The organism is Enterococcus faecium (genome assembly GCF_029023785.1).
GTDB classification, from domain to species: domain Bacteria; phylum Bacillota; class Bacilli; order Lactobacillales; family Enterococcaceae; genus Enterococcus_B; species Enterococcus_B faecium.
In genome coordinates this window covers 346,979-364,773 of the sequence record NZ_CP118955.1, presented here as the reverse complement: position 1 = coordinate 364,773, position 17,795 = coordinate 346,979, and the positions used below count along the sequence as shown (strand labels likewise).

Here is a 17,795-nt window from a genome sequence, read left to right as displayed (position 1 = left end):
ACCTCCTACTAAATCAGCGACAAAACGTCGGCTGAAAGACTTATTTTTTTTATTTTTCTTCTAAACTTTTTTCTACCTCAATCCCCCAAGAATCTTTCTTGAAGTGATTGATGATCAATGGAATAACGAACATGACCACTGTGATAGCTGCTACTAATAATGCATCACTCAATGTCGCTGTACCTAATGTAGCAAATACGACAACGATGATAGAGAAGATCAGCATGCAGCTGACTACCCAAGCTAATCCGTTTCCGTTTTTACCAATTCGGTAAGGACGTTCGAATTCTGGATGTTTCTTACGCATTTTAAGCAATGAAACAGCAATCAAAATGTACACGATACAATAAATAACAGTTGTAGCATTTGTAAGTGTCAAGAATACAGCACTTACGTCATCCATTACACCATAAAGCAAAGCAAATAATGAAATAACGATTGATTGTGTTAGAACGACATTTCTAGATACGCCGTATTTGTTTTCTTTATGGAATCCGAATTTTGGTGGAAGGAATCCTTCACGAGCTACTTGGATGATTGTTTTTGATGGTCCAGTAACCCAAGCTGATAATTGTAAAAGCACACCAATAAATACCATGAAGCTGAAGATATTTCCGATCACTTCTGGTAAGCCTAGGATTTGACAGTCAATCAAGATAGGCTGCGTGATATTTGCTAATTCCATTTTTCCATCTGGTACGACATTTGCTACAAGCATCGCATTGATGACATTCAATAAAACTAATCCGATCAAAGCGATAAATACGCCTTTTGTATAATTTTTTGTTGCGTCTTTCAAACGAGGCATGTAAACAGAACTCATTTCGATCCCAACAAAAATAAATGTGATACCAGCTAAGTATTTCAATGAATCAATATGTTCCAAGTCAGGGAAAGCTTTTGACCATGAAAAGTCACCTAGATAGCCGTTTGAGACTAGTCCGACTTTGAAGGCTGCCAAAACACCTAAAACGAACATGATGACTACTGGGATATATACCCCTAGCCATACACCGATGTTCCCGCCGACTTTTGCCATATCGAATTTCAAGTTCAAGATCGTGATGATCCAGTAGATAACTAAAATACAACCTAAAACGAACCAGTGATTATTGCCAAGTTCTACATTACCAAATGTGTTTCCTAACAATGGTCCTAAAGTAGAAGCGACCATTACCATACCTGGGAACATTTGCACCCATAATAGCCATGCAACGACAAATCCCCATTTGCTGCCCAGTGCTGTTTTTACCCATAACTGAGGACCGCCTTCTTGAGGAAGCATCGTGGAAAGCTCACCGGAAACCATTGATATCGGACCGGCAAAAAACAAAACTGCAAAAATTGAATAAAAAATCAATGTCCAACCGACTGCGGCTAACGTAGGAATACTCCGAACCGTTGCACACAGTGCCATTGTCAGACCGATAAAGGTCCCAAGACCCATTTTACTTACTTCAGATTTACTCACCGTTGACACTCTCCTTGATTTTTTGGATAAAATAACGGTGTCTTTGAAGTAGTTTCAGCAATAAACGAAACAATTCAGCGAATATTTGAGGGGATTCTTTGAGTCTATTGCTTGAAGGGTTTCTTCAAAGACAACCTCAAAACAAAGGGATCGAAGAGCTTAGGTCTCCCCTTGCTCTTCAGATCCAAACATGCGTCAGAAACAGTTAGTATTCAAGCTGTTTTCTAACATGATTACCTTGCTTATTTTGCTTCGCTTGCCAATAATTGGTCTGCGTAGATTTTTTCCAATTTTTCTTGAAGAGCTGCTTTGATTTTTTCAGCATATTCTTCAAAGTGTTCTTCTTTGTTCATGTATGGTGTCATTACGCTGGCACGCAATACAGTTACTTTTCCGGCACGGTTCCATTCTTCATCTGAGAATCCTAGTTGGTTCACAAATTGTAATGGGCTGTTGCCATAGTCTGGGATAGCAAAGTCAGTATGTGAAGTTAAGAACTCATTACCGTAAATGCTTCCTTTCACGTATGAAGAATAATCATATACGTCATGGTTCAATTTATTCATTGCAACTAAGTCATCGTTGCCTTTTTCTTTGAATACATAGTCTACCATATTGAAATCTGGATAAGTTAATGGATGAACTTCGATTTCTTTGTCTCCTACTTTAAATGACAAGTCATTCAAGAAGTTGTAGAAACGATGTGCACCTTCGATTGATGCACCCATTAATTTACCATATCCTGTGACATTCAAAGGTAAGACATGGTGTGCTGCCCAAACGCTGGCTGCTGTTGCCCCTGCTTTTGAACCTTCCAAGATATAAGCCCCAAGTAATGCTGGGATATCTGCGCCTTTTTCAAATACATATGTCGCAAAGTAAGAGATAACGTCTCTCATGCGGATATCTTTGATGACGATACCACCGGCAGAATATGGAACATAGCCCATTTTATGTGGGTCAATCGTTACAGATTCTGCTTCTTCGATTGCTTTATATGCACTGTGTACTTCTTCTAAGATATAATCTTTGTTTTCTGTAAAGACATTGTATTTGTAATGAACATCTTTTAAATCTTCAAATGGAATGAAGTTGTTGTCTTCGTCTAAGAAAATCGCACGGCCGTATCCGCCATAAGCAGCATCTACGTGTAAGTAGAAGTAAATACCGTCTTTTTCTAATACGCGACGCAATGCAACGATTTTATCGATACCGTCGATTGCTCCTTCTTCTGTTGATCCTACAACACCGACTACACCTAGGATTGGTGTTTTTTCAGCTGCTAGACCACGAACGATTTTTTCAAGTTCGTTGATGTCCATGCGATAGTTGTGGTCAACTGGCACTGGAATCACTTGGTCTAAACCGATACCGATGATGTCGGCAGCTTTTAGCCATGAATAGTGTTTAGTTTGTGGAACCAACCATTTTCCTAATTTTTCTAAATGTTTTCCGCTACGTGCTGAGTGAGCTTTGATTTCGTCGATTTTTTCTGGGACGCTGTCTAACAGATTCATGATTTCTTCTGTTGACAAGTTCATTAATTCCCAATCGCTTTTTCCAGCAACTAGTTCAGGTGTCACTTCTTTCATTGCAAGCGGCAATGATTTGATGTTGCGGGCATACCAAAGTCCTTCTAAGTTTGCTAAAGAACCATCAGCAACGATGTGGCCCCAGCCATCTTTATAGCTCATTAATTTTGCAAATTCCATTCCTACTTCTTCTTCCATTTGGCTTGTTGCAGGAGAAGATTCATAGGCAACGTTATTACCATTCCATAGCATAGCAAAATTGTACGCTAGTAAAGATGGCATCAATGTTTCAGAGTTCATATGACCCCAGTAACGTCCGGCATTATGCCAAGGAACGGAATGGGTACGCATCCGCGCTGAAATTTCTGATAGAACATCCTTTGTTTTATTCACAGTGTGTTCAAAACTAGCACTGCTTTTTTCTTCTGGCGTAATAATAGGCATGTCTTGAGGCATGTAGTTTTGACGCCAGCCTAAATGTTCATCCACCAATTCATTCAACAAAGCTTTATAGATTTGGCCGTTCTCAGCTTTGTCCCCAATGAATAGGGCATTTAGGTTTAGATCTTTCGACAATGATTCACTCATAGTGAAACCCTCCTAAAAAAATATTTAAATTTTGTCGAGCCCTACATTACACCTGTTCTTCTATTCTGTAAACTAAGTTTTGGCCTGATTTTTAATCATATTTTAATATGTATCAATTATCCGAATTGTTCACACTTTTGAAATAATTAAAAAAAACGAGGGAATTTACAAATGTAAACTCCCTCGCAAAGATTGTATTAACGACAACCAGCGTTCTATTTTAGGATGGGTTTCAAAATTGGAATGTTGTAATAGTATTTCCCTTTTTCAAGGTAAAAACTTACTAAATTCTAATCAATTACTTTGGCCAAAAAGTAATTTTTCTTACCTTTTCGAATAACCACAAACTTACCATCGAATTCATCGGATGGATTTATGACAAAATTTAAATCGGTAACGCGGTCACCGTTAATACTTATAGCTCCGTTTGAAACATCTTCACGTGCTTGACGTTTAGATGGTTCAATTTTTGTGGAAACAAGCAGTTCCACGATATTTTCAGGTGTGCTTGAAATTTCAACGTTCGGCATTTTACCGAATCCTTGCGCGATTTCTTCCGCATTTAGTTCTTTAATATTTCCAGAGAACAATGCTTGCGTTATTTTTTGCGCTTCTTTCAAGTCTTCTTCACTATGCACAAATCTTGTAACTTCTTCTGCCAAACGGCGTTGTGCTTCACGTTTCTCAGGTTCTGTCTCTACTTTTTTCGCTAAGTCTTCGATTTCTTCTTGAGACAAGAAAGTAAAGAATTTCAAGTATTTCACTACATCGCGATCATCTTGATTCAACCAGAATTGGTAGAACTCAAATGGTGAAGTTTTCTTCGGATCAAGCCAAACGGCACCGCCTGCAGTTTTTCCGAATTTCGTTCCGTCAGCCTTCAGCATCAATGGGATCGTTAAACCGAACGCTTCTACTTCTGGTCCTTCTAATTTTCGGATTAGGTCTAATCCAGCTGTGATATTTCCCCATTGGTCTGCTCCACCGATTTGCAATTGCACATCGTATGTTTTATGCAGATGCAAAAAGTCGATAGATTGCAGAATTTGGTAAGTAAACTCTGTAAATGAGATTCCTACTTCCAAACGGCTGGCAACGATATCTTTTGCTAACATCGTGTTGATGTTGAAGTTTTTACCGTAGTCTCTCAAAAATTCAAGTAAAGAGATTTTTGACAACCAGTCGTAGTTGTTCACAAATGTGATATTTGCATCTTTACCAAACAATTTTCTCATTTGATTGGAAAGTGCGTCCACGTTATGTTGCACTTGTTCCATCGTTTGCAACACACGTTCTGTTTTGCGGCCGCTTGGGTCGCCGATCGTTCCTGTTCCGCCGCCAATCAGAATATATGGATGATGGCCTGCCAATTGGAATCTTTTCATCATCATAAATGGAATCAAATGTCCGATATGCATCGAATCACCAGTTGGATCAACGCCGCAATAAAGTGAAATGCTCTTTTCTTCAACGAGCTCGCGAAGTCTTTCTTCGTTTGTTTGCTGATTAATGGCGTCGCGCCAAGTTAATTCATCAATAATATTCATTTTACTGACCTCCGTGTAGTTTTTTTATGAAAGCAGGAACCTGCTAGCATGTGTAATTAATTATTTCTTCAGGATAGGATAGGAAATAAAAAAAGTCCCTTGGCATATAAGCCAAGGGACGAAATCTCGCGGTACCACCCAATTTGTATGTCTAGATATCCAACATACCTCTCGAACATTTAACGCTGTCGCGTGGCAATCACTGCCAAAGACTCCTGAAATGTAATTCGCTTTAAAGCATGTACTGGTTTGCAGCGACCACCAGCTTTCTGAAACATTGGCTTTAACAACTACTTCGTTTCGATCTTCGTCTTGTTATTATTAATATGTGTCTATCATAGAGCGCAACTTTTTCTTTGTCAACAGAAAAAGGATATTTTTTTTAAATTCCTCATTTTTTCTTTTTTGAATCCGCTCTAATTCCGAACATTTTATTTTCAATTATTGTTAAAAGAAATAACTTTTTCTGTATTTTTTCTGCAATTTATCGAGAAGTCACTTTACTTTGCCTCTTATTCTTTCTTCGTTACAATAAGGAATGGGACAAGTAAAAAAATGAAAAAGCAAGGGACGAGGTATATGGAAAAAAAGCAAAAAATTATTTTAGGAGCCACTTCTGCTTTAACTATCGTTATTTTAATTCTAAGTTTGTTTTTTGTCATCCGATCATCTACAAAAAAAGAACCAATCATTCCTGAAAAAAAAATAACAGAAAAAGCAAAAGAACCGACAGATGATAAGCAACAACTAGTTACTCAAGCAAAAAATCTGGCTCAAAGCTACGATTATGACCAAGCGATTGCGTTATTGGAAAAAGATAGTAAGAACGGATCTACTGAAACACAACAGCTTCTTCAAACACTAAAAAAGGAGAAAGAACAACTGATCGACTGGTCTGATCCTACTCAGATCTCTCATGTCTTTTTCCACAGCTTGATCGTGGACCCGCAAAAAGCCTTCCACTCTCAACAGGCACAAGGATACAAAGATTATATGGTGACTGTTGAAGAATTCAACCGTTCGATCGAACAACTTTATCAAAATGATTTTGTTTTAGTTAATTTGAATGATTTGATCCAAAAAGACGAACAAGGAAATCTTTCCTTTAACGGGCTTGCGCTACCTGAAGGAAAAAAACCATTGGTTCTTTCACAAGATGATGTCAGCTATTATGAATATATGGATAATTCCGGTTTTCCTAGCCGATTGGTCGTATCAAATAACAATGAAATCAAAAATGTCTATAAAGAGAAAGATAAAGAAGAAATCGGTGACTTTGACATGGTTCCTCTGATCGATGCCTTTGTCAAGAAACATCCTGATTTTTCTTATCGAGGCGCAAAAGGTACCTTGGCCCTGACAGGTTACAACGGAGTTTTAGGTTATCGAACATCAAAATCTCAATATGGAGACAATGAAAAAACAAAAAAAGAGATTAAAGAAGCTAAAAAAGTGGCGGAACAGTTGAAGAAAGACGGCTGGAGCTTTGCTTCCCATACATGGGGTCACTTGAATATGACTCAAGCTTCACTAGAAGATGTAAAAAAAGACAATGAATTGTGGCAGCAAGAAGTTGCACCTATCCTAGGAAAAACAAATATTCTGATTTATCCATTTGGTGCAGACATCAGCGACTGGCAGCCTTATTCAGCAGAAAATCAAAAATTTGCTTACTTGAAGAGTCAAGGTTTCGATATTTTCTGTAATGTCGATGCTTCTACACCAGCTTGGGGACAATTAGGTACGGATTTCTATCGAAATGCTCGGATCAATATCGATGGCATTCGTTTTCAATCTGATTTAGACGGAAAAAATCCTATTCTTGATCCATTCATCAATGTCCATGATGTCTATGACAAAGAAGCACGCGAATCTGCTTGATTTTACGTCATTTATGAACCAAAAAAGCCGAACTGACATTTTATCGTCAGTTTCGGCTTTTTTATGCTTTATTTCTTCTTCGGTGCGATTCCCTTGATCAGGACTTCTGTCCATTCTGCTGTATATGGAAGCAGTTTTGCGTATATCTCCGGCTTAGAAATTCCTTCTACCATTGCTTGAAAATAGAGGATCAAGAACTCATCCGAATATTTCAAATCCACTTTTCCTTCTTTCCGCCCTCGATGGAAAAGATCAAGCATGATACTGAAACTTTCTTGCGTATACGCATCCATCGCGTCAGAAAATTCTTTTTTTTCTTTTTTTGTATAGTATGTCATCAAATCGATATAAAATTGTTTGTTCACTCGATTGAGATAACGGATTTTGTTTTCACTCATGGCAATCAGTGTTTCTTCAAATGGAAGATTTTCCGCAATCAACGCTTTCGCTTCTTGCCCTAAATCATTCATAAATGCAAAAAATACTTCATAAATCAGCCCTTCCTTGCTGCCAAAATATTTAAAAATCGTCGCTTTACTTACCTGAGCGTTCTCAGCTACCTTATCCATTGTCACTCCAGCGGTTCCTATGTCTGTGTTCATCAAGTCAAAAGCTGCTTGTAAAATCTCTTTCTTTTTCTCTTGTGCTCTCTTTTCAAAACCGTTCATTTGTAGAGCCTCCCGTAATTTTAAACTTTTATAATATATATAGTTCAAATTTATTCTGAGGTTTATTATAACTATCTATTGAGAAAGTATCAAGCTAGCAATTCCTTGTTTATGAATTCATTGACAGAAATTTATAAAAAGAATATTATGTACTAAAATAATAAAAAAAGTTTTATAAAAAGGTATAAAACCTTTTTATTAAACTATTTAATCTTGTTTAGTATATATTTTTAGAAAAAGGAGTGGGGTTTTTATGGCAGAAATCGTCAAAGTCACACATTTGAAAAAGAGCTTTGGTCGTTTCGAAGCTTTAAAAGATGTCTCTTTCACCGTACATTCAGGTGAAGTCGTTGGATTTATCGGACCAAATGGTTCTGGAAAATCCACGACGATTCGGACACTTTTAGGGATTATAAAAAAAGACGGCGGAACGGCAACGATTTTTGGGCAAGATGTATGGGAAGATAGTTTATCTATCCATGAACGTCTTTCTTATGTTCCAGGCGATATCTCTTTGTGGGGAAATTTGACTGGAGGAGCGATCATCGATCTCTTCATGAAGCTTCATGGAAAAGGGAGTGCTCAAAAAAAAGATGAACTGATTCAACGTTTCTCTCTTGATCCTAAGAAAAAAGCAAAAAACTATTCAAAAGGAAATCGCCAAAAAGTGGGCTTGATTGCTGCTTTGGCTGTTGATTCGGATCTCTATTTATTTGATGAGCCTACTTCTGGTTTAGATCCTTTGATGGAAACGATTTTCCAAGAAGAAGTTGAAAAATTGAAAGAACAGGGCAAATCCATCCTACTTTCTTCTCATATTCTCAGTGAAGTCGAGCGACTAGCGGATAAAGTCGTGATCATACGCGAAGGAACAGTCGTAGAAGAAGGAACACTCGATGAATTGCGTCATTTGACTCGTTCGACCATCACTATAGAAACAGAAGCAGAGAATAGTCACTTAGCACAATTGAACGGTGTCCATGACTTTGTGCAAAAAGGTCACCTCGCTCAATTTGCTGCTGATAACGAAGCTTTCGATGTGATTTTAGCTGAAGCGTCCAAATTAGGTGTGAAAAAATTTGAATCTATTCCACCGACTCTTGAGGATTTATTCATGAGACATTATGAAGGATGAGGAGGAAGCGAAATGACTGATAAATTTTCACGCTGGTCCACCCTTTTTTCTCAAAACCTTAGCCGTGACTGGAAAAAGATCCTGATATGGCTAGTCGGTGTCACTGCTTTTTCTGGTGGTTTTGTCCCTGCGTTTGAAGAATTGACTTCCGGACAAGGATTAGCTGGATTATACGAAACCTTGCAAAACCCGGCAATGATTGCAATGGTCGGACCAACTCCAGCTTCGAATGCTGCTGAGTATACTTTAGGAGCGATGTATGCAAATGAAATGTTGCTTTTTTGCAGTTTGTTTGCTGCTGTGATCTCTGTTTTACACGTGGTGAGCCAAACGAGAAAAAAAGAAGAACTTGGTCTGATTGAACTTATTCGTTCCTTTCGAGTCGGACGTCAAGCAAACTCTTTAGCTGTCATCGCTGAAAGTATTCTGATCAATTTGCTTTTAGCAATATCGATCAGCTGTACGATGATTTTTTTCCAAGCAGATTCGATCACTGCAGAAGGTGCTTGGCTTTTTGGGCTATCTGTAGGTAGTATGGGGATTTTGGGGAGTGCCGTTGCACTGTTTGCTGCACAACTGATGCCAAGTTCAGCCAGTTCGAATGGTCTGTCTTTAGCGTTTTTAGGTGGACTTTACCTTCTACGAGCAATAACAGATGTAGCTGATTCCTCCCTTTCGATGTGGAATCCTTTAGGCTGGTCTTATTTGACCTATCCATTTACAACTAACAACTGGATTCCTTTGCTTTATTTGTTTTTGTTCAGTCTAATCTTGATAATCAGTTCATTTGTTTTAGAGGAACATCGAGATTTGAACACCGGCTATATCCCCGAACGTGAAGGAAAACCGTATGCTAAACGTTCTCTTTTATCCTTGCGTGGTTTATTATTCTATCTAAATAAAGGGATGACAATCAGTTGGCTTATCACTTTTGGTTTGATGGGGGCGGCATACGGCTCTATCTACGGGAATATGCAACAGTTTTTAGAAAGTAACGACTTAATGAAACAGATGTTTATCCAATCTGGCGTCTCAATTGAAAAAAACTTTACAAGCACGATCATGGTCGTCTTGATTTGTCTAGCTGCTATTTTACCAATTGCTAGCATCAATCGTTTATTTACAGAAGAAACCCACGGACGTATGAATCAGCTGTTCGCAACAAAAATTTCTAGGAACCAACTTTATTGGACCAATATGTTACTAGCTATTCTATTTGCTATATTGGCAATCCTGATTAGTTCTGGTGCACTAGGGCTTTCTGCTTTGGCTTCGATGAAGGATGCGAAAGACATGGATCTATTGATGTTTCTTAAAGCCGGGTTCAATTTCCTGCCTGCCGTTTTAGTGTTTATCGGAATTAGTGGCTTTCTATTCGGATGGCTTCCTCGAATGGGTAAACTTGCTTATATCTACTTAGCTTACTCCTTTGCACTCAATTACTTTGGCGGAATTTTGGATTTACCAGAATGGTTTTCCAAAACAGCTGTCCCTAGCTGGGTTCCACGGATGCCAAACGATTCTTTTGATCTTTCCGTGTTCCTTACGTTATCATGTATCAGCCTTGCACTGTTCGTCCTTGGTTCTATTGGTTATAGGCGAAGAGACTTACTAGAAGGATAATAAAAAAGCATGTACAATTTCATGCTAGCCTCCAAATCTGGGTCAAAAATCCAACATTTGGAGGTCATTTTTTTATTTACAAGTCTTCTAACTGCTCTTTATCAATGATCCAGACTTCTCGATTCTTTCTTTTTACATAACCATTCTCCTCTAATAATTTAAATTTTCTAGATAAAGTTTCGGGGGTCGTACCGATAAATGCAGCAAGTTCTTTCATTTTCATTGGCAGGAAAAAGTGATCCTTCCCTGTCGCTTTAGCTAAGTCAAGCAGATAGACAGCGACTCGTTCTTCTACTTTTTCCATCATCAAAAAAGTTGTCTGCTGCTGTACTTTTGTTAATTTCTCAACGTTGATTGCTAAAAGTTTCAGACTAAGGGCGGGATAATGCAGTAAGAGTTCCGAGAAATCTTTTTGTCTCAATATGCAAATTTCCGTTTTTTCTAGTGCTTCGCCAAATAAAGACTCATTTGGAACGCCTAGCAACTGGCTCTCTCCCTCATATCCGCCCGGCTCTATTACTCGTAAAAGCTGTTCCTTTCCGCTAGCAGATAATTGATACACTTTCATACTGCCGGAGGCCACGATCACTAATTGAGGTTCTCCATTCGGCGCAAGAATCTGTTCTCCTTTTTCCACATAGTGATGTTTGACAAGTGCGTGTACTTTTTCTTGATCTTGCTGTACTAAGTGATTGAACAAAGGAACAAATGAAACACATAAATGATCATGACTCATAATCTCTCCTCCTTCTAAACAGCTATTTCTAATAAAGAAACATAACTTCCCTTATTCCAACTGATAATTTTCTTTTATCATAGCATAAACGTCAAGCGAACCAGATACCAGCAAATAGAGTGGATTTCTTTTTGTCCCTTGCTTTATTTTCCTTCTTTTGAGACCTTAAGTAATTGATTCCTATCAATTTTTTAAATATTTACTTTTTGAATAATCAAAAACAAACCTTCACTCGCAAGCCGAGAGTAAGGTTTGTTTTTCGCATTGCTTATTTCGTGTTGTCTATTGAAATTTTTCCGCACCTAGCTTTTGATATAGTGGTGCTAGTTCTTGTAAGGTTTCAGCGGTTATTTGCTCAACGTGTTCGATTTCTTGCGGATAGAAGAATAGTTTACCCATTTGAAAGGTTCGGTCTCTCATCGCTTTTTTCAACTCTTCTTGTTTCTTTGTATCGGACAAATAGTCAGACAAAGCTAAGTGGTCGTCAAGTTCATGTTCTGGTTGCGGCCATATGTAATAATCCTTGATATCGACTGTTTTGCTCCACTCTTTCAGTATCGCAAGCAACTGGTTATACGCTGCAATGCTACCATATCGTTCTTCGCTTTTATAATGTTGGTACATCAAATAGATTTGGTATTGTTTTTGATTCAACAAAACTGCTAGACAGGCATTCTCGTCTTGACGAGATTCGCTTCGGTACGCGCTCCAAAAATGACTGCGTAAATTCCAGCCATTCGTCCAGCTTTCGATTTTAGGTTTGCTCATGCCGTACATATCAGGCAAAAGTGCAGCTGTCTGGAGCTGAATCTCTTTCCATTTTTGCCAGTGTTCTTTATATTCTTTCTTGATTTGTTCAATCTTATCTGTTGGATGGCTCTCTTTGAGCTGTTTGAATGCGTAGATTGGTCGATCAAACAACTGATAATCTGATTTTCCAAGTTCCATTGTTTCGCCTCTTTCCGTTATCTTTTGTATTCTACCTGAATTTTGCGATATGGACAAATAGAGGTTGTGAAAAAGCTGTTCTGCATCAAGTCATAAGAACAGCCAAACAAAAAACTGCGATGAGCATCACCGCAGTTTTATTGAACTTAAGGTTGATTGATCACATCTAAAAGCGTTGAAAATAAAATGGCACTAGAAGCAGCTCCTGGGTCGATATGTCCGATTGCACGCTCTCCTAGATAGGAAGCTCGTCCTTTTTTAGCTACCAAGACTTTGGTGTGTTCTTTTGCCTGGTCAATGATTTCTTTTGTTAAATTCCCTGCCTTCAATGCCTCTGTGACTGGCAGCCAAACATCTAACATCGTTTTATCGTCAGCTTCTGCCTTTCCTCGGCTTTGAATACCCGCTGTTCCCTGCTCGATCACTTCGCCTAATTTTTCTTGAGAATCAATAGAATCGACCTCTTTTGTCGCTTTCATCATGTTCATGAATGCAGATCCGTATAACGGACCAGAAGCCCCACCGACTTTCGATATCATCGCCATAGAGAATACTTTGAATGTATCGCTGATTGTTTCAGGATGATCGGCTTGAAAAGCTTCTTCATAAGCTGAAACCCCTCTTCCCATGTTATTTCCATGGTCTCCATCGCCAATCGGGGTATCTAGATCACTGAGATATTGTTTGTTCTGATTGATTGCCTCTGCAAATTGCGTGAGCCATTCTTGGATTTCTTGAACGGTTAGTTTCATATTATCACCCTTTTATCTTGAGATTTTTTACCATGAAATCGTCTGTACATTGCTTTCTAAAGAATCTTTCCATTGTGTCTCCGTCAAGTCGATCAGTGTTAGAGAAAGACCTTGCATATCTAGTGAGGTCATAAAATTACCGACTTTTCGGAAAACTACATTGACGCCTCTTTCTTCCAACAGAGCTAAAACATCATTCATGAACACGAACTGTTCCATCAAAGGCGTCCCGCCCATTCCGTTGACTAGTACACCTGCTTCTTTTGGTAAATTCGAGTAATCATCTAAAATCTTAGTAACAAGTTCCTTTGCCAGTACTTTAGAAGGCTGCATCTTTTCTCGACGATAGCCTGGCTCACCGTGGATACCAACACCATACTCGATCTCATCTTCTCCTAGTTCGAATCCTGGTTTCCCTACTTCTGGTACAGTTGCTGCTCGAAGCGCTAGACCGATCGTCTTAGTTGCCTGTACGACCTTTTCTCCCAGTTCTTTCAACTCAGCTAGGGAAGCACCGTTTCTTGCTGCATCGCCCACGATTTTGTGTACAAGGACAGTACCTGCAACTCCGCGTTTTCCAGCAGTATACGTACTATTTTCAACGGCGATATCATCATCTACGATCACACTTTCTACTTCAATATCGTCCATAGCAGCTAATTCCTTTGCCATATCGAAGTTCAATGCATCCCCTGTATAATTCTTAACGATCAGCAAAACTCCTTTTCCACTATCCGCTTCCTTAATAGCCGTCTGAATCTGATCTGGAGTTGGAGAAGTAAACACATCACCAAGCACCGCTGCACTTAACATCCCTTCCCCTACAAACCCGGCATGGGATGGTTCATGTCCGCTTCCTCCACCAGAAACCAAACCAACTTGTTCCGCTTTCTGATTCTTGGCTACAACACGGGAAGATTCTACACGATGAACAAGTTCTGGATAGCTTTTTACTAATCCTTCCAGCATTTCTTCGACAATATTGCTTGGATCATTCATGATTTTTTTCAATTTATTCCCATCCTTTCTTTCCGGCATTTTGTGCTTCTGTTAAGATTTGCTGAGTATCATCTGTTATACCGGCAGTGATGGCTGCTGCAAAAGCTCCTTCCACTAAAGGCGCATCCACCAGATGATAACGTTGCTGCTGCTCTTCTTCCAACATGTCTTTTGCCAGTTCCGAGTTCAATACCGCGCTACCGATATCCGCAAAAACAAAATAACTAGCTGCATCGCTTGATTCATTGACTGCTTCTACGATTTTCATCGGGTCTGATCCGATCTCGCCATTTATTCCGCCGAGAGAAAAAATTTGCACCTCTTCGGATTTTTGCATCTGCTCAATCATTTCTTTAATACCATCTGTTACTTTTTGACTATGAGAAATAAGCAAAATACTTTTTTTCACAAGAATCTTCCTTTCTTTTACATAGTTGCTAACGATTGGTTTCGCTTTCATTAATGAACAATTCAAGTATATAATAAATTTCTAATTTTGGGAAAATATGTGTAGTGCTTCTTGAAGTTTGTTATACTTTAATTAAAAGAGAGGAGTGATCGAATGATTACAACAACAACGAACAGTGTAGAGGGAAAAGCCGTAGTAGCTTATAAAGGGATCGTTTTTGGTGAGGTCATTACTGGGATCCATGCATTTAAAGACTTGGAGGCGGGGTTGCGAAATATCTTTGGCGGCCGCTCAAAAAGCTATGAAAACGAACTAATGGGTGCAAGAGAAGAAGCACTTGCCGAAATGGCCGAACGTGCAAAAGCATTAGGAGCTGATGCGATCATTGGCGTAAAAATGGACTATGAAGTATTAGGCAGCGACAATGGCATGCTGATGGTCACATGTAGTGGAACAGCTGTCTCCACGAGATAAGTAGGGGACATCTGTTTTAATAACTAAAGAGAGATGGGACATGTAGTGGCACTCAAGAATTAGATTTTTCAGTCTAACTTCGAGGTACTCTACCTTCCCATCCTCTCTTTTTTATTTCTTTTTGCGGATGATTCCGTAAGCTGCTGCGACTAACACACCCGCCCCTGCTAAGGAATAACTGACAGAAGCTGTTTTTTCATTTGTTTTTGGCAAAGTCTGACTTGTTGATTTGGATGGCTCTGTCGTTTGCTGAACTGTTTCTGTCGTGCTTCCAGAGGTCACTGATTTTTCTCCTGCCGAATGCAAAATATCTTTTATTCGTTGGAAACTAGCTGCTAAGTCAGCTTTTTTTGCTTCAAAATCATTAGCAACTGTTTGTGCTTCGCTGATCTTTCCGTGGATTGCTTGACTGGCCGCTGTGATATCCGCTTGAGTTTGACTTAGCTTTCCAGAAGCTGTTTGAGCAACCTGATTTAATTGCTGATTGAATTCTTTTGCTTGTTGGATCTTCCCGTCAAGATCTGTTTGGACAGCTTCCGCTTTTGCTTTCGCTTCGGCAAGCTTTTTCTCAAGTTGTGCACGGTCATTTCCCACTTTATTTTTAAGATCAGCTAAATCTTGATCGATTGCTGCTTGGTCTTCTTTCAATTTGTTTTTTGCAGCTTCTAATGCTTCTTCGAGTTCTTTTCTTTTATTTTCCAAGTCTTGCAAATGATCGATTTGGTCAGAAGAGGTAGAACTATTTATTGATGTATCTTCTGAAGATGAAATCGTTTCTCCTGAATTATCTGTCGGTACATTGGAAGTCATTTCTGTTTCCGAGGCACCGTTTTCAGCACCAGAAGAGCTTATAGTTGTTGAAGGTTCTGTTTGAGCAGGTTCAGAAGTTTCCGCAAAAGCTGTCTGTCCCAATAAGAAAATACTGGAAACAGCAATTGGCCAGATTAACGGCTTCATTCTTTTTTTCATCACTTTTCCCATCCTTACTACTTTTTAACTAATTTCTTATTATAAGCAAAAATGTTTGGAAGAACCATAAACACAACAGGCTGTTTGTCTAAAAAACGGTGCATCTTTTATTTTTTTGTACGTTCCGGGCTTTTCCATGTCCCGCTTCCATAACCTAAAATCGTTTTGACTGCTGGAATGAAAGTCGTCACGATCGTTATCGCGTTCACTATCCAGAACAAAAGCATATATAGTGGTGCGAAAAGAAGGTATTTCAATTTTCTTCGTCGATCATCTACAATCAGCGAAGCTAGCAACTGGAAAAATCCTGCGACCATTTCAAAGCAGATGAACACAAAACTGAATGTAAAAGTAATATAAATCTGTTCGTAGTTTCCTTGATATACATAATGCCCGATTAATCCAGCAAAAAGAACTACGGAAATACAAAAGAATATTGACCAGACAATACTCAATGTTTGATCAATGAAGATGATCGTTCTTCCAATATGTTTAAAAGGATGGAGCATCACTTTTTTGAAATTCGTCAGCCAGACTTCTGTTCCACCTTTTGCCCAACGTTTTCTTTGTCGATATAGCATCTTCAACGTCACAGGTACTTCCATGAAAAAGATAATCTCAGGAGCAAAAACAGATAACCAGTCATTTAACTGATGATCCCAAGCAATACTGATGTCTTCTGTCGCTCGATCTTGTCTGAATCCGCCCACATCGATCAAGGCTTCTTTTCGATACATCGTATTTGCTCCACTGTACGCATAAAGACCACCGAAAACAGCTGACTGTGTTCGTTTAATGATGCCCACGATACTTGAGAATTCAACCGTTTGAGATTTTGCAATCAATTTGGTACGATTTTGGACATCCATATTTGCAGTGACCGCAGCAATATGTCTTGCACCAGGGCGAATGAAATAATTCACATACCTAATCAGTGCATCTGGCTCCGGTACCGTGTCTGCATCATTGCTTAAAATCAATTTCCCTTTTGCAAAGGCAAGTCCGATATTAAACGCGTGGGCTTTTCCTTTATTTTTTTCGATCCGAACCACACGAAGATTAGCGTATTTTTTCATCAGTCTAGCTAATATTTCTGGTGTTTGGTCCGTTGAACCATCGTCTGTCACTAATACCTCATAGTTGTGATAATTCAATTTCGTCATCAAATACTCGATTGTATCTTCGATCACAATTTCTTCATTATGGGCTGGCACCATGATCGTGATGAACGGTTCGACACTCAAGGGAACATCTACCCATTCTTTTTGCTTATGTTTGTATAAAAACACATAACACCAGACACCAATAAACCATACAAATCCGCCTAAAATCGGATAAGAAACGAGAAAAAAATACATAATAGACAAACAAGTATCTAAGAATAAATTACCTGTATGGGTGATTGAGATCATTTCAGTTCCACCCCATTTTCTTTATACAAATCTGCAATGAATGTCGTATCTAGATTTTTCTCTTCGGAGACAGAATAAAAACGGACCGTTTCTCTCTCTTCTTTTGTTCCAAAACGTTCCGTATACACTTCTTCAAGTAATTCTTGTCTTTTTTTCAATTTTTCATCTTCATATTCAAAAGATTTATTTACTTTTTTGTATAGATTTCGATTGTTCCACCTAGTCAATACAAATGAGGTAATCAGGAAACTGAAAAAAATCAATACAAAAAAGCCGATTAAGAAATACAGCATTTTCTTTTCTGATAAAAAAGCGTACAAGGAAAAATCCTTGGCTCTTTCTGGTCTCGTTAATGGGAAAAAGACCCATATAAAAGGAAGAACAACGATCATCCATCCTAAAAGAGCCACTAACGTTTGCCAAATCTTTAACCAGTAATTACCTTTTGAAAAATACTTATCTTTCACCAAAATTGATGCAACTTCTTCTCTTGTTACTTTTTTCATATCCTCATCTCACGTTTTTTTGTTACGACGTAGGAGTTTACCATACATTTCATTTCTTTTCACATAAAGTGTTCCTAAATTTTTCCTAAGAAAAAGAACAAAACATTTCTCATCAGCAAATGAAAAATATTTTGTTCTTTTTATC

At 38.6% G+C, this 17,795-nt stretch carries 16 protein-coding genes and 1 other annotated feature; of the genes, 4 read left to right on the top strand and 12 right to left on the bottom strand.

All coding sequences use genetic code 11. The features are described from left to right. Positions 1-49: 49 nt before the first annotated feature. From tyrP to tyrS, 3 genes are all read right to left on the bottom strand, one after another. Positions 50-1,447, bottom strand: a complete 1,398-nt coding sequence (tyrP, locus tag PYW34_RS01745; RefSeq protein WP_002316652.1) for a tyrosine-tyramine antiporter — start codon at positions 1,445-1,447, stop codon at positions 50-52. Between the two features lie 266 nt (positions 1,448-1,713). Next, positions 1,714-3,591: a tyrosine decarboxylase gene (gene tdc / locus PYW34_RS01740; RefSeq protein WP_002286400.1), complete on the bottom strand. Its 1,878-nt coding sequence runs from the start codon at positions 3,589-3,591 to the stop codon at positions 1,714-1,716. Between the two features lie 290 nt (positions 3,592-3,881). After that, positions 3,882-5,138 (bottom strand): tyrosine--tRNA ligase, encoded by a 1,257-nt coding sequence (gene tyrS / locus PYW34_RS01735; RefSeq protein ID WP_002294629.1) that lies wholly within the window; start codon positions 5,136-5,138, stop codon positions 3,882-3,884. A 111-nt stretch (positions 5,139-5,249) separates the two neighbouring features. Continuing rightward, positions 5,250-5,455: a binding site (T-box leader), on the bottom strand. A 262-nt stretch (positions 5,456-5,717) separates the two neighbouring features. Between tyrS and PYW34_RS01730 the strand changes: the two genes are divergently transcribed. After that, on the top strand, positions 5,718-7,019 hold the full coding sequence (locus tag PYW34_RS01730; RefSeq protein ID WP_002296829.1) for a polysaccharide deacetylase family protein: 1,302 nt from the start codon (positions 5,718-5,720) through the stop codon (positions 7,017-7,019). A gap of 68 nt (positions 7,020-7,087) precedes the next feature. Here the strand turns inward: PYW34_RS01730 and PYW34_RS01725 are convergent, their stop codons facing one another. Further along, positions 7,088-7,687, bottom strand: coding sequence for a TetR/AcrR family transcriptional regulator (locus PYW34_RS01725; protein ID WP_002294634.1), 600 nt, complete (start codon positions 7,685-7,687; stop codon positions 7,088-7,090). Between the two features lie 253 nt (positions 7,688-7,940). Here PYW34_RS01725 and PYW34_RS01720 point away from each other — a divergent pair, with 253 nt between their 5' ends. Then, the gene (locus tag PYW34_RS01720) at positions 7,941-8,822 is read left to right on the top strand and encodes an ABC transporter ATP-binding protein (protein WP_002294635.1); all 882 of its coding nucleotides are present in this window, start codon (positions 7,941-7,943) and stop codon (positions 8,820-8,822) included. 12 nt (positions 8,823-8,834) lie between these two features. Beyond that, entirely contained in the window at positions 8,835-10,445 is a 1,611-nt protein-coding gene (locus PYW34_RS01715; protein WP_002301601.1) for an ABC transporter permease, read from the top strand. Positions 10,446-10,521: 76 nt separating this feature from the next. Here PYW34_RS01715 and PYW34_RS01710 read toward each other — a convergent pair whose 3' ends face one another. From PYW34_RS01710 to dhaM, 5 genes are all read right to left on the bottom strand, one after another. Next, positions 10,522-11,181, bottom strand: coding sequence for a Crp/Fnr family transcriptional regulator (locus tag PYW34_RS01710; RefSeq protein ID WP_002289290.1), 660 nt, complete (start codon positions 11,179-11,181; stop codon positions 10,522-10,524). Positions 11,182-11,463: 282 nt separating this feature from the next. Continuing rightward, positions 11,464-12,129, bottom strand: a complete 666-nt coding sequence (locus PYW34_RS01705) for a glucose-6-phosphate 1-dehydrogenase family protein (protein WP_002289292.1) — start codon at positions 12,127-12,129, stop codon at positions 11,464-11,466. A 146-nt stretch (positions 12,130-12,275) separates the two neighbouring features. Beyond that, positions 12,276-12,881 (bottom strand): dihydroxyacetone kinase subunit DhaL, encoded by a 606-nt coding sequence (dhaL, locus tag PYW34_RS01700; RefSeq protein WP_002289293.1) that lies wholly within the window; start codon positions 12,879-12,881, stop codon positions 12,276-12,278. A gap of 27 nt (positions 12,882-12,908) precedes the next feature. Continuing rightward, the gene (gene dhaK / locus PYW34_RS01695; protein WP_002289294.1) at positions 12,909-13,919 is read right to left on the bottom strand and encodes a dihydroxyacetone kinase subunit DhaK; all 1,011 of its coding nucleotides are present in this window, start codon (positions 13,917-13,919) and stop codon (positions 12,909-12,911) included. Next, positions 13,894-14,289, bottom strand: a complete 396-nt coding sequence (gene dhaM / locus PYW34_RS01690) for a dihydroxyacetone kinase phosphoryl donor subunit DhaM (protein ID WP_002304157.1) — start codon at positions 14,287-14,289, stop codon at positions 13,894-13,896. Before dhaM ends, dhaK begins: the two co-directional genes overlap by 26 nt. 153 nt (positions 14,290-14,442) lie before the next feature. Between dhaM and PYW34_RS01685 the strand changes: the two genes are divergently transcribed. Next, the gene (locus tag PYW34_RS01685; protein WP_002289297.1) at positions 14,443-14,763 is read left to right on the top strand and encodes a heavy metal-binding domain-containing protein; all 321 of its coding nucleotides are present in this window, start codon (positions 14,443-14,445) and stop codon (positions 14,761-14,763) included. Positions 14,764-14,874: 111 nt separating this feature from the next. Here the strand turns inward: PYW34_RS01685 and PYW34_RS01680 are convergent, their stop codons facing one another. From PYW34_RS01680 to PYW34_RS01670, 3 genes are all read right to left on the bottom strand, one after another. Then, the gene (locus PYW34_RS01680) at positions 14,875-15,732 is read right to left on the bottom strand and encodes an LPXTG cell wall anchor domain-containing protein (protein ID WP_002289299.1); all 858 of its coding nucleotides are present in this window, start codon (positions 15,730-15,732) and stop codon (positions 14,875-14,877) included. A 107-nt stretch (positions 15,733-15,839) separates the two neighbouring features. Further along, the gene (locus PYW34_RS01675) at positions 15,840-17,144 is read right to left on the bottom strand and encodes a glycosyltransferase family 2 protein (RefSeq protein WP_002294643.1); all 1,305 of its coding nucleotides are present in this window, start codon (positions 17,142-17,144) and stop codon (positions 15,840-15,842) included. Further along, positions 17,141-17,650 (bottom strand): hypothetical protein, encoded by a 510-nt coding sequence (locus PYW34_RS01670; protein WP_002294644.1) that lies wholly within the window; start codon positions 17,648-17,650, stop codon positions 17,141-17,143. Before PYW34_RS01670 ends, PYW34_RS01675 begins: the two co-directional genes overlap by 4 nt. Between the last annotated feature and the right edge of the window lie 145 nt (positions 17,651-17,795).